The organism is Streptomyces sp. NPDC002734, assembly GCF_040295685.1.
In the GTDB taxonomy this organism is placed as follows: Bacteria; Actinomycetota; Actinomycetes; order Streptomycetales; family Streptomycetaceae; genus Streptomyces.
On sequence record NZ_JBEOVU010000042.1, the window covers coordinates 1 to 12,076 of the forward strand.

Sequence of the window (12,076 nt, forward strand, 5' to 3'; positions counted from 1 at the left end):
GACTTCGAGCCGTCCGCGGAGGACGTCCTCGACGCCCTGCTGCCGCGGTACGTCGAGAGCCGTATCTACAACGCGGCACCGGAGGTCTCCGGTGCCGCGGCCGCTCACTCGTCCGTGCGCCTTGCCGTGCCCGCCGTCTCAGCGGGCGCTGAGCGGACGCATGTCCGTCCACACCTCGTCGATGTGGGCGAGGCACTCCTCCTTGGTCCCGGCAAAGCCCGCACCGCGCCACCCGGCGGGCAGTTCCCTGCCGTCCCGCCAGAGCGAGTACTGCTCCTCGACGTTGACGACGACCTGGTAGTCCTGCTGCTCCTGCATGGTGAACCTCTCCTGTGGCGGGTGGGTGGTGCCGTGCGGCACGGGTGGGGGCGCCGCGGCCTGGGGCCGGCCGCGGGTCAGATCGTGAAGGCCTTGGCGGCGAGCGTGTAACCGGAGGAGCGGGCCGCCCAGGTGACGTCGTCCGGCTTGTCCCCGGCGAGGGTCCCGGCGGGGAAGCCGGGTGACCTCGCCAGCAGCCGCAGCTCCAGCGGGTCCTCCCCGGAGATCCTCAGGGTGATCCTGACCCCGTCCGCCGGAGGCGCGGCGTGGAGGAAGCCCCAGGTCCACCGGCCGTCGGCGGAGATCCGGTTGTCGCCGCCGGGCAGTGTCCGGCCGCCGACCGTGGCCCGCCCGACCTTCGCGGCGCGGGTGTCGGCGTACAGCATGAGCTGGGCCGCGGTTCCGTTCTCGGCGCCCAGGAGCATCGTGACCTCGCGGCCGCCGCTCGTCGGGCGGGTGCTCAGGACCTTCAGGGTGGGTGTGGCCACCGTGGCGCGGGGCGCCGTGCCGGTCCGCCACTCCACGGGGTCGCGCAGCTCGGGGAACTCGTCCTCCAAGGCGCGCGGTCCGTCCGGGACGTGGGCGTCGGCCCAGTCGTGGGCGCCGCGGCCGTTGCTCACCCAGCGGGCCCGGCCGCCGTCGTCCACGGTGTACAGGAGGCTGACCTGTGCGGGGTGGTGGGCGTCGACGCCGTCGCGGGCCACTCCGGCCGCGGTGACGGTCACCGCGACCAGCGCGGCGAGGCCGGCCCGCAGCGCGAGGCGCCGGCCGTGGGTCCGGCCGGTGAACGGCGCCACAGCGGCGAGCACCGGCAGCACGAGCAGCACCAGCGGGACGAGCACCAGGGCCAGCCCCACCGTCCTGAACAGCAGGAGGGCGACCGGAGCCAGCAGCGCGGCGGCGGGGACCGCGGCCAGCGCGGAGCAGGGGGCGCGCCACGGGGAGTCCTCCGCGAGGCGGGCCCCCAGTGCGAGGCCGGCGGCTCCGGCCAGCGCGGGCCACAGGAAGAGGTACGAGGCGCCGGGCAGGAACACGGCGGTGAGCAGCGTCAGCAGGGTCAGCCAGCCGGTGACCGCCGCGCCCAGTTCCAGGGCGCCTCGTCCGCGGCGCACCACCGCGGCCCACGTCCACACCGCCGCCGCGGTGAGCGACGCGAGTCCGCCGCCGGTGAGTTCGGACCGGTAGGTGTCGCCGAAGCCGAAGCCGGTGAGGTCCGGGCGCAGAAGACCGATCAGGTACCAGCCGGTCCAGCCGACCGCGGCGGCGGCGAGCAGCGGCACCGGCACGGTGGCGGCACACGTCAGGATGGCGCGCGGGCGCACCCGGCGGCGCCGTGCCGCGAACAGGGTGGCCGCGGCGCAGGCGGCCAGGGCCGCGCCCGCCAGCGGGAGCACCAGTGCGGCGGGGTAGCGCACGAGCGTCCCGCCCACGGTGAAGTAGGTGGCCGCGCCGTCCTTGCGGATCGCCGGGATGTCGGCGGCGCCGAGCGTGCGGGTGGCGGCGAGGGCCGTGTCCCCCATGTCCTGCAGGGAGGCCTCGCTCGCGTGGGCGAGGTCGTCGGTCGGGTTGTCGTAGTTCGCCGAGCCGTCGATGGTCGCGAAGTTCATGCCGGTCGCGCCGGCCTCGCGGAAGACGCTGAAGTCGGTGTTGTTGGGCAGCAGCCGGTACACCTCGTAGGCGAGCGAGGTGGTGACGGGCACGCGGTCCGCGAGCGCCGGGACAAGGCCGGCGCTGTGCGCCCCCGTCTCGAACATCACCACGCGCCCCTCGGAGCCCCGCCCCTCGAGGTTCAGGACGACGGTGCGGTCGGGGTCGCCGAGCAGGCCGGCGTCCGTGTAGGCGTGGGCGCCGATCATGCCCAGCTCCTCGCCGTCGGTGAAGAGGAAGGTGACGTCGTTGCGGGGGGCGGGTCCGGCGCGCAACGCCCGGGCCGTCTCGAGCAGGGACGCCACCCCGTGTCCGTCGTCGGTGGCCCCGGGCCCGGTCTCCACGGAGTCGTAGTGCGCCACCAGCAGCACCCGGCCGGTCGGGGCCTCGCCGGGCAGCGTGGCCTCGACGTTCTCGACCGGCGCCGCCATGGCCGCGCCCGAGGTGGTGTCGAACCCCACTCCCCGGTGGACGACCGGTTCCAGCCCCAGCTTCCGCAGCTCCCGCAGGAGGTCGTCGCGCACGCGGTCGTGGGCGGCCGAACCGACCGGCCGGGGGGCGGCGGCGACGCGCTCCACGTGCTCCTGGGCACGGGCGGCGGAGAACGCGGTGGCAGGCGCGTCCGCGGGCGCGGGGGCGGGGGTGCGCGCCAGGTCCAGCACCGGCAGCAGGGCGGCCAGGACGACGGCGAGGAGCAGTGTCGCGGCGGGCAGGCGGCGCGCCCGGGGGCCGTCCGGCCCGGGCCCGCGGACGTCGGGTCCGGCGGGCGGGGCCGGTGCGGGTGGGATCGTGCGAAGGTTCACGGGGAGGCCGTTTCTGCTTCGGGGAGGCCGACGTGGCCCCCGGGTCCGGGCTCGCCGGCCTCTTCGGGCGACGCGTCGAGGGCCCGGTCGGACAGGAGGGTCAGCGAGGCGACGGCGCAGGCGGCGAGCAGCACGGCGGCCGCGAAGAAGGGGGCGCGCAGTCCCAGCAGGTCGGCGAGCAGACCGCCGCCCAGACCGCCCAGGGGGGACAGTCCGTTGACGACGAGCCGGTAGGCGCCGCTCACCTGGCCGAAGCGCTCCGGTGGGACGAGCACCTGCCGCAGCGTGGTCGTGACGACGTTGACCAGCGCGACACCGGTGCCGACGAGGGCGAGGGCGACCGCGGCGGCCAGAGGGTGGGAGGCGAGTCCGCCGACCACGAAGGCCGGCGGGCAGACGGCGAGGGCCAGCTGGAGCGTGCGGCCGCGGCCGAGCCGTGCGACGAGACGCTCGGAGACCAGCAGTCCGAGCAGACCGCCCACGGCGATCACCAGGAGCAGCATGCCGTAGACGGTCTCGCTGACGTGCAGGACGTGCAGGGCGTACAGCACCGCGACGGCGAGGACGGCCAGCACCGCGGAGTTGAGGACGGCGACCGTCACGCAGACCGACCGCAGGACGCGGTGGCGCCACAGCCAGGCGACGCCTTCCGCGGTGCGCGAGCCGACGCCGCGCAGCGTGATGGGGGCCCTGGGTGCCGTCGCGCCCCTGGGGCGGGCGCCGAGGATCAAGGCCGTGGACGCGGCGAAGCAGAAGGTCGCCAGGCTGAAGGGGAGCAGGTGCGCGACCACGAACAGCGCGGTCCCGACGGGCGCGCCGAGGAACTCCATGGTGACGAGCCGCCCGGTCAGCAGCTTGCTGTTGGCGGCGTCGAGGCTGCGCGAGCCCGCGACGTCCGGCACCACGGCCTGGGACAGGTTGTCGGCCATCGTCTCGACAGCGCTCAGCAGGAAGGCGGTGACCACGACGACGGCGATGTCGGCACGGCCGGTGAGGATCGCCAGGACGAAGCAGCCGAGCACGGCCGAGCGGGCCGCGTCACAGATCCACAGCATCCGCCAGCGGTCGACCATGTCGACGAGCGTGCCGCTGAAGGGCCCGACGAGGACCCACGGCAGCTGGCCCGCGACGGCCACCAGCGACACGTGGACCGGGTCGCTGGTGAGGGTCGCCGCGTACACCGACAGGGCGAAGATCCTGATGCCGTCGCCCAGGCCGGAGACGGTGGTCGCCGTCCAGAGCCGCCAGAAGCCCGGGCCGAAGCGGCGGTTGTCGGCCGTCGGAGGTTTCACAGCAGGTCGAAGTCGACGATCAGGACGTCACGGTGGGCGGCGACCGAGGGGTCGACCGGGGTGACCGGCGTGACGTCGTGCAGCACGGCACGGTCGTCGACCAGCAGCTGGTCGCCGGGCTCGGTCAGGGTGGTGGCGAACAGCTGCTCGCCGTCGGGCGTGTACAGGGAGCTCTCGCCGCCGCTCACGTTGGTCCGGCCGACGAGCAGCGAGGTCACGAAGGTGGACCCGTCGCGGTGGCGGCCCTGTGGAGCGGGCCGGCCCGTCTCGGCGGAGCTGGTGACGATGCGGAACGGGTGCAGCTTGACGTCCCAGTCGGTGGCCCCCTCCACGCCGGAGAAGATCTCGCCGAGGGACAGCACGACGGACCGGGTGAGCGGGTCCGCGAGGAAGGCGTCGGTGAGCGGGTCGAAGTGGCGTTCGACGCCGCCGTTGAGCGGGTTGACGCTGCTCTCCTGGCGGTACGGGCCGTGCGGCAGGGCGGTGAGCTCACCGGTGGCCGCGTCCAGCCGGAAGTGGCCGTAGCGGCGGTAGCGGTAGACCCCGCCGTCCCTCATGTACGTGTCGACGGTCAGGTCGTCCCAGTGCCGGGCGAAGCGCGCCCAGTCCGCCGGTGTCGCCCCGATGAGGTCGCTCTGCTCGGCCGCCGGCTGGAGGTACCCGCCCCAGGAGGACAGCTCCCGCACCGCGGCGGACGTCGCCGGGTGGGTGGTGGCGGTGTGCGTTGCGGTGTTCGGCTCGGACACGTCGGTGCCCCCTTTCTGCGTGGCACAGGGGATGAGGCTCCAGCGTGGCAACCGGGCCGCGCCGCGCATCAGTCGGGGAAACGCCCCACGGCGGGCCGCGGCGGGGCCGCCGGGGCCCGCGTCGGGGAGTCCCCCGACTACTGGGCGCCGGCCTCCTGGCGGAGCATCCGTTGGAGGCACAAGCCGTCGGTACGCCGGGACGGGCACCGGTCCGGTGCGGCCGGCGCGAGCGAGGAGGAGCCACAACGATGACCGAGGAAACCCTGGTGGTCGACACCTCGTTCTCGCAGCAGAGTCTCTGGTTGCAGAACAGGATCGATCCGGGTCAGGCGGCGTACAACGTCACGGCGGCGGTGCGCCTGCGCGGCCCGCTGGACGTCGGGGCCCTCGAGCGCGCCCTCGGGACGGTGGTGGGGCGGCACGAGGCGCTCCGTACCGTCTTCGACCTCGAGGAGGGCGAACCCGTCCAGGTGATCGGGCCGACCGCCCCGCCGCGGGTGACGGTCACCGACGCGACGCCCGAGGACTTCGAGGAGATCGCGCGCGCGGAGCTCACGGCCCCGTTCGACCTGCGGGAGGGGCCGCTGATCCGGCTGCGGCTGTTGCGCCTGGGCGAGCGCGACCATGTGGCGCTCCTGGTGATGCACCACATCGTCACCGACGGAGCCTCCTCGGGCATCTTCTTCCAGGAGCTGACGGCCGCCTACCAGGCCCACCTGGCGGGACGCGAGCCGCTGTTCCCCGAACTGCCGATCCAGTACGCGGACTTCGCGGTGTGGCAGCGCGAGCACCTGACCGGCGACCGGCTGCGGCGGCTCACCGACCACTGGTCCGAGGCGCTCGCGGGCGCCGTGCCCTGCGAGCTGCCGACCGACCGGCCGCGCCCGGCCGTGCTGTCGGACCGCGGGGGCACCCACCACTTCATGATCCCCCGCGCGCTCGTGCACCGGCTGGAGGCGCTGGCGCGCCGGAGGAACGCGACGCCGTTCATGGTGCTGCTGGCGGCGTTCGACGTGCTGCTCGCCCGCTGGAGCGGGCAGCACGACATCACCGTGACCTCCCCCATGTCCGGCCGCACCCGCCCCGAACTCGAGGGCCTGATCGGCTACTTCGTCAATCCGCTGATGCTGCGCACCGACCTGTCCGGCGACCCGGACTTCTGCGAGCTGCTCGACCGGGTGCGCGATGTCTGCCTCGGCGCCTACCAGCACCAGGAGCTGCCCTTCGAGCAGGCGACGGACCTGCTGCGCAGGCAGGGCGCCTCGACGCGGCCGCCGGGCGCGCAGGTGATGCTGGTCCTGCAGGCCAAGGCGCCCCTGCGATGGGAGTCGGCGGGCCTGGAGTTCGAGATGACGCACATCGACACCGGCACGGCCAAGGCCGATCTCGCCCTCGACGTGCGGCCGGGCGACGCCGGCCACCACGTGGTCCTGCAGTACAGCGCCGACCTGTTCGACGCGAGCACCGCGGAACGCGTCGGCGCCCACTTCCTGTCGCTGCTCGAGGCCGTGGCCGAACGGCCCGAGCGGGCCGTGTCACAGCTGCCCCTCCTCCCGGCGGAGGAGCGCGACACCCTGCTGACGGCATGGAACGGTCCCGAGGCCGAACCGGTGGAGGGCCGGGTGCCCGAGGCCCTGGCCGGCTGGGCCCGGCGGACGCCGGACGCGCCGGCGGTGGTCGCGGGCGACGGCGCGCTGGACCACGCGGGACTCGACCGGCGGGCCGGTGAGCTGGCCCGCGTGCTGGAGCGGTCGGGGGTGCGGGCGGGCACCGCGGTGGCCCTGGCGATGGCGCCGTCCTGTGCCCTGGTCGTGGGGGCCCTGGCCGTCCTGAAGGCCGGGGGCGTCCCGCTCGCCGTGGATCCCTCGCTGCCCGAGGAGACGGTCCGGCGGGTGGTGGCCGCCTCCGGGGCGCCCGTGGTGCTGGCCGAGGACGGCCCGCGGACCGTGGACGCTCCCGGTGACGCGGGGCGCGGTGCCGGGGAGGAGGTCGCCCTGCTGTCTTGGGCGCCGTCGCCGGACGGTTCGGTCGCGATCGCGGGCCTGGGCCACGCCGCGGTGCTGACCGCCGCGCGGGACGTCGCCGCCCACCTGTCCCTGGACGGCCCGGACCGCTGGTGGTGCGGGTCCGGGCGTCCCGAACACCTGCTGCGGCAGATGTTCCCGGTCCTGCTCCGTGGCGCCGCGCTCGTTCTCCCCGGGGCTCCCGAGGAGGAGTTCCGCACGACGTCCGTGCTGTCCCTGGCCGGCGTGGCGCCCGAGGATCTTCCGGTTCCGCCCGGTACGGCGACCCGCGTGGTGGTGGGCGAAGCCCCGGACGCCGCCCGGCGCGCCGTCGAGCTCGTCGGCGACGGTCCGGCCCGGGTGGTGCGTCTGCTGGACCTGCCGGGGACGGCCGGCCCCGTCGCGTGGGGCGAGGCCGGACCCGACACGGGCCCCGGCGGGTGGCGGCGGCTGCCCGGACACGGCCTGCACGTCCTGGACGAGTGGCTGGAGCCGGTCCCGTTCGGTGTGACGGGTGAGCTGTGCGTGGCCGGTTCCTCGTTCGGCCCCGGCTTCGGCGACCGGCCCGGCGCGACCACCCCGCACGTCGTCCCCGACCCGCACGCCTCCCGGCCCGGCGGCCTGTTGCTGCGCACCGGCGAGCGGGCGCGCAGGCTGCCCGACGGCACGCTGGACCTGCTCGGCCGTGCGGACGGGCTGTTCCTCGTCGACGGCCTGCGCCTCGACCTGCGGGAGGCGGAGAGCGCCCTGAGCGCGCTGCCGTGCGTCGACGCCTGCGCGGTGCTGTCGCGGCCGGTGGCATCCGGCGGTTCGCGGCCGGTGGCGTACGTGGTCGCCGCGCCCGGTGAGCACCTGGACGTGCCGGCCCTGCTCGACGCCCTGGCGAAGGACCTGCCCGCGGCGTCCGTGCCGACGGCGGTCGTCCCGCTCGACGCCCTCCCCCGCACCGCGGCGGGCGAGCTCGACCTGACGGCCCTCCCGCTGCCGGACGCGACCCCGGCCGGCGGCGGCGCCGGGCACGTCGCCCCCCGCACCCCGCTGGAGTCGGAGATCGCCCGCATCTGGGAGGAGGTCCTCGAGGTGGAGAACGTCGGCGCGAACGACAACTTCTTCGACCTCGGCGGTCACTCTCTGACGGCCGTGCGCCTCGCCTCCCGGATCCGCGACGACCTCGGCGTCGACCTGGCGATGCGTGACCTGTACGCGGACTTCACGGTTGCCGAGGTCGCCTGGAAGGTCCTGCAGCGCCTGGTCGGCGAGCCCGCCGACGCGCAGGAGCAGGTGGGAGCCGCGGCCGGCGGAGGACCGGCCGGAACCCGCTGACCAGCGAGAAAGAGGAAACGCATGCCGAGCACCACCCTGTTCTGCTTTCCGCCCGCCGGGGCCGGGGCCGCCTTCTTCCGGCCCTGGGTCGGCCACCACCCCGACCTGCGTGTCGTCCCGGTGGAGTTCCCGGGCCGGGGGAAACGTTTCACCGAGCCCGAGCGCACGGACCTGGACGCCCTGATGGAGGTGCTCGTCCCCGAGATGCTGGAGGAGTCCGCCGCCTCGGAACGGGTCGTCGTCCTCGGCCACTGCTTCGGGGCGGTCGTCGGGCACCGTGCGGCGCGCGCCATGGTCCGCAGGAGGCCGGGGCTCGACCTGATGCTGGTCGTCAGCGGCTCGGGCGGGCCCGGAGCGCGCGACCAGGCAGCCGCCGGGGAGCGCCGGGTCACCGGGCTGTCCGACGACGAGTTCGTCGCCCGGGTCCAGGAGATCTCCGGCTACCGTCACCCCGCCCTCGCGGATCCCGAGCTGCACCCGCTGGTGCTGCCGCCGCTGCGGACCGACGTGGCCATGCACGAGGCCCACGTCTTCCCCAGGGCCCGGCCGCTGCGGGTGCCCGTGCTCGCCGTGCGCGGCAGCCACGACGACAGGGTCTCCGCCGAGGACGCCGGGACCTGGCGCTCCGTCACCACGGGCCCCTTCCGGCAGGCCGAGATCGACGGCGGCCACATGTACCTGACCGACCGCAAGGACGCCCTCCTCCGGCTGATCGCGGACGAGGCGCACCCCGCCCGCACCGCCTGCTGAACCGCCCGCGGGCGAGGACGCCCGTCCGCCGCGCCGGCCGGGCCCGCGCCCACCGGAGCACCCCACCTTGGAGCTGAGTCGCTTGTTCCTGCCGCCCGCCCCCTCCCCGGTCCGCGCCGCGCCCTCCCCCGCCGTCCCACCGGACCCGGCGCGGACCGGACCACCGTACGAGGACGTCGTCACGCACTTCGAGCGGCTGGTGCGGGCCCACCCCGGCCGTCTCGCGGTGTCGGCCGCCGACGGTGACCTCACCTTCGCCGAGCTGGACGCCCGGGCGAACGCCCTCGCGGACCGCCTGCGGGCAGCCGGCGTCACCGCCGAGTCACGGGTCGCGCTCTGCCTGCGGCGGGGCGTCGGACCGGTCGTGGCCGTCCTCGCCGTGTGGAAGGCCGGAGGGGCCTACGTGCCGCTGGACCCCTCCTACCCGCCGGCGCGGATCGAGACGATCCTCGACGACTGCCGTCCCCACGTCGTGCTGACCGACCCCGGCGGCCCGCGCACGGGTCACCCCACGCTGTTCCTGGACGACGGGCACGACACCCGTGACGCCGGGCAGGCGCCGCCCGCCGGGGAGGCGGAGCCCTGTGACCCGGGCCGGCTCGCCTACATCATCTACACCTCCGGCTCCACCGGGGCCCCGAAGGGCGTGCAGATCGAGCGGGGTGCGCTCGCCCATCTCGCCCAGGGGCACCGACGGCACCTGTTCCCCTTCCTCGGGGACCGGCCGGCGCGCTCCGCCCTGACGGCCGCGTTCAGCTTCGACGCCTCGCTCAACCAGATGCTGTGGCTGCTGCGGGGTGACTCGCTGTGGATCGTGGACGACGAGACGCGCCGCGACGCGGTGGCCCTCGTCGACTACGTGCGCAGGAACCGGATCGACGTCATCGACGTCACGCCGACCCTGCTGACCGTCCTGATGGAACTGGGGCTCTTCGAAGGGCACGACAGCCGTCCGGCCCTGGCGATCGTGGCGGGCGAGGCCACCGGGCCGGCCCTGTGGAAGGCGTTGCGCGCCCTGCCCGGGACCCGTTTCCTCAACCTGTACGGCCCCACCGAGGCCACCGTGTACGCCACCGCCCAGCCGCTCGGCAGCGCCGGCGACGTGCCGAGCATCGGCCGGCCGGTCGTCGACACCCTGGCCTACGTGGTCGACCCGCAGGGACACCGGGTCGCCGACGGGAGCGACGGCGAACTGTGGCTGGGCGGTCCGGGCGTGGCCCGGGGCTACTGGAACCGCGCCGACCTGACGGCCGAACGGTTCCTGGACGATCCCTTCCGGGGCCGTGGCCGGGTCTACCGGACCGGCGACCGGGTGCGCCGGCTCCCGGACGGAGGCCTGGAGTTCCTCGGCCGGGTGGACGACCAGGTCAAGATCCGCGGCTTCCGCGTGGAGCCGGGCGAGGTCGCCGACGTGCTGGCCCGCCATCCGAAGGTGGGTCAGGCCTCGGTCGTGGCCCGCACCGACGCCGCCGGTTCCACCCGGCTGGTCGCCTACGTGGCGGCCGCGATCGCCGGGGAGCGGCACTCCCCTGCGGACGCGGCGGCGGTCCCCCTCCCCGACGTCCTGAAGGCCTACGCGGCAGAGCTGCTGCCGGAGCACATGCGTCCGTCGCTGATCCTCGAGCTGCCCCGGCTGCCGCTCAACCACCACGGCAAGCTCGACCGCGAGGCCCTGCCCGACCCCTACCGGACCACGGCGGACGAGCCGGCCGGCCCGCCCTCCGGGCCGCCTCCACGCACGGCGACCGAGCACGTCGTCGCCGCCCTGTGGGCGGACAGCCTCGGCCTGCCCGGCGTGGGCCGTCACGACAACTACTTCGACCTGGGCGGCGACTCCCTCACCGTCGTCCGGATGATCACGCAGGTCACCGCGCGGTTCGGCGTCAAGGTGTCCCTGCGCGACGTCCTGGGCGCCGCCGGCCTCGCCGAGTTCTGCGCCCTGATCGACCGGGCCCCACGGGGCGAGGCAGACCGCTGACGGGACGCCGGGGGCGCCCCGCCCGACGACACGCAAACATGCGAAGGAGCACGGTTCCATGTTCCAGGAAGGCCTACGGGACGTACCGTCGGCACTGAGCGACGACGGCACGCCGACGGTGTGCCTGGGCCCGGACCACCCGGGTTCGGACGACCACGACTACGGGCGCAGGAGGAACGCCGTCCTGGCGGCCGCGCTGGCGCACCGGCCGGGAGATCCGGCGCCCGAGGTGGAGTACGCCCCGGACGACCATGAGTGCTGGCGCGTCATCCGCCGGGAACTCGGCATACGTCACCGGACCTACGCCTGCGCCGCGATGAACGAGGCGGGCGAGGCCCTGCGGCTTCCCTACGACCACGCGCCGCAGCTGCGGGAGGTCTCACGGCGTCTCGGCGAGCTGACCGGTTTCGGGTTCGCGCCGGCGGCCGGGATCGTGCCGGTGGAGGACTTCTACGGGACCCTGGCGGACGGCACGTTCCAGGCGACGCAGTTCATCCGCCATTCCTCCATGCCGCTGTTCTCCCCCGAGCCGGACATGGTCCACGAGGTCGTCGGGCATGGAACGGCCCTGGCGGACGCCCGGTTCGCCGAGCTGTACCGGCTCGTGGGGCGGACCGTGCGGCGTCTGGCGACCAAGGAGGCGGTCAACGCCGTCTCGCGGTTCTTCTGGTTCACCATGGAGTACGGAGTCGTCCAGGAACGCGGCGAGATGATGGCCTTCGGAGCCAGTCTGCTCTCCTCGTACGGAGAACTGGGAGAGTTCAGGGGCGTGGAGATACGGCCCATGGACGCCCGGGAGATGGTGACCGTGGACTATGCCTACGACCGGTACCAGCCGACGCTGTTCCACGCGCGCTCCCTCACGCACTTCGAGGACTTCGTCGGCGACTTCTGCCAGAACGTGAGCGACGAGTCCGTCGGCCGGCTGACGGCGGCGGGGGCGGGAGCACGGACATGAGCACCCACGAGATGGTGGCCGACGGCCGGCACCAGGACGTGTGCGTCCGGTGCGGGGCGGTCGCCCGGCGACGCGTCCGCAACCCCACCACCCAGCACATGGTGGTCGAGTGGCTGACCTCGGGCAGGCTCCTCCCGGAGGCTCCCGCGTGCCGCTCGGGCGGGGATCCGCTGGGTCCTCGCGGCTGAGCCCGCGCCTCCTCCCCCGCCGGGGAAAGCCCCGACTGCCGCGCCCGCCGAGGAACTGGTCGTCTGGTCC

The 12,076-nt window shown here is 74.8% G+C and carries 9 protein-coding genes; 5 read left to right on the top strand and 4 right to left on the bottom strand.

The features are described from left to right. Window positions 1-138: 138 nt before the first annotated feature. The 4 genes from ABT026_RS28375 to ABT026_RS28390 form a co-directional block, all read right to left on the bottom strand. A complete protein-coding gene (locus ABT026_RS28375) occupies window positions 139-318 on the bottom strand; it encodes an MbtH family protein (RefSeq protein WP_351118022.1) in 180 nt (59 codons plus the stop codon). 77 nt (window positions 319-395) lie between these two features. Further along, window positions 396-2,768: a M20/M25/M40 family metallo-hydrolase gene (locus tag ABT026_RS28380; protein WP_351118023.1), complete on the bottom strand. Its 2,373-nt coding sequence runs from the start codon at window positions 2,766-2,768 to the stop codon at window positions 396-398. After that, complete coding sequence (locus ABT026_RS28385) at window positions 2,765-4,060, bottom strand: MFS transporter (protein ID WP_351118024.1); 1,296 nt, start codon at window positions 4,058-4,060, stop codon at window positions 2,765-2,767. Before ABT026_RS28385 ends, ABT026_RS28380 begins: the two co-directional genes overlap by 4 nt. Next, a complete protein-coding gene (locus tag ABT026_RS28390; RefSeq protein ID WP_351118025.1) occupies window positions 4,057-4,806 on the bottom strand; it encodes a 2OG-Fe dioxygenase family protein in 750 nt (249 codons plus the stop codon). The genes ABT026_RS28385 and ABT026_RS28390 overlap by 4 nt, the downstream gene beginning before the upstream one ends. 248 nt (window positions 4,807-5,054) lie before the next feature. On the opposite strand from ABT026_RS28390, the gene ABT026_RS28395 reads away from it, so the two are divergent. From ABT026_RS28395 to ABT026_RS28415, 5 genes are all read left to right on the top strand, one after another. Beyond that, the gene (locus ABT026_RS28395; protein ID WP_351118026.1) at window positions 5,055-8,132 is read left to right on the top strand and encodes a condensation domain-containing protein; all 3,078 of its coding nucleotides are present in this window, start codon (window positions 5,055-5,057) and stop codon (window positions 8,130-8,132) included. 21 nt (window positions 8,133-8,153) lie between these two features. Continuing rightward, window positions 8,154-8,882 carry a thioesterase II family protein gene (locus ABT026_RS28400; protein ID WP_351118027.1) on the top strand — a complete coding sequence of 243 codons (729 nt, stop codon included), beginning with the start codon at window positions 8,154-8,156 and terminating at the stop codon, window positions 8,880-8,882. A 67-nt stretch (window positions 8,883-8,949) separates the two neighbouring features. Beyond that, window positions 8,950-10,860 (top strand): non-ribosomal peptide synthetase, encoded by a 1,911-nt coding sequence (locus tag ABT026_RS28405; RefSeq protein ID WP_351118028.1) that lies wholly within the window; start codon window positions 8,950-8,952, stop codon window positions 10,858-10,860. A 58-nt stretch (window positions 10,861-10,918) separates the two neighbouring features. Beyond that, window positions 10,919-11,818 (top strand): phenylalanine 4-monooxygenase, encoded by a 900-nt coding sequence (locus ABT026_RS28410; protein WP_351118029.1) that lies wholly within the window; start codon window positions 10,919-10,921, stop codon window positions 11,816-11,818. Continuing rightward, complete coding sequence (locus tag ABT026_RS28415; protein WP_351118030.1) at window positions 11,815-12,006, top strand: hypothetical protein; 192 nt, start codon at window positions 11,815-11,817, stop codon at window positions 12,004-12,006. Before ABT026_RS28410 ends, ABT026_RS28415 begins: the two co-directional genes overlap by 4 nt. Window positions 12,007-12,076 lie beyond the last annotated feature (70 nt).

Coding starts and splice junctions, on each gene's coding strand:
- ABT026_RS28400 (WP_351118027.1), top strand. CDS start 8,154: ATGCCGAGCACCACCCTGTTCTGCTTTCCGCCCGCCGGGGCCGGGGCC.
- ABT026_RS28395 (WP_351118026.1), top strand. CDS start 5,055: ATGACCGAGGAAACCCTGGTGGTCGACACCTCGTTCTCGCAGCAGAGT.
- ABT026_RS28375 (WP_351118022.1), bottom strand. CDS start 318: ATGCAGGAGCAGCAGGACTACCAGGTCGTCGTCAACGTCGAGGAGCAG.
- ABT026_RS28415 (WP_351118030.1), top strand. CDS start 11,815: ATGAGCACCCACGAGATGGTGGCCGACGGCCGGCACCAGGACGTGTGC.
- ABT026_RS28410 (WP_351118029.1), top strand. CDS start 10,919: ATGTTCCAGGAAGGCCTACGGGACGTACCGTCGGCACTGAGCGACGAC.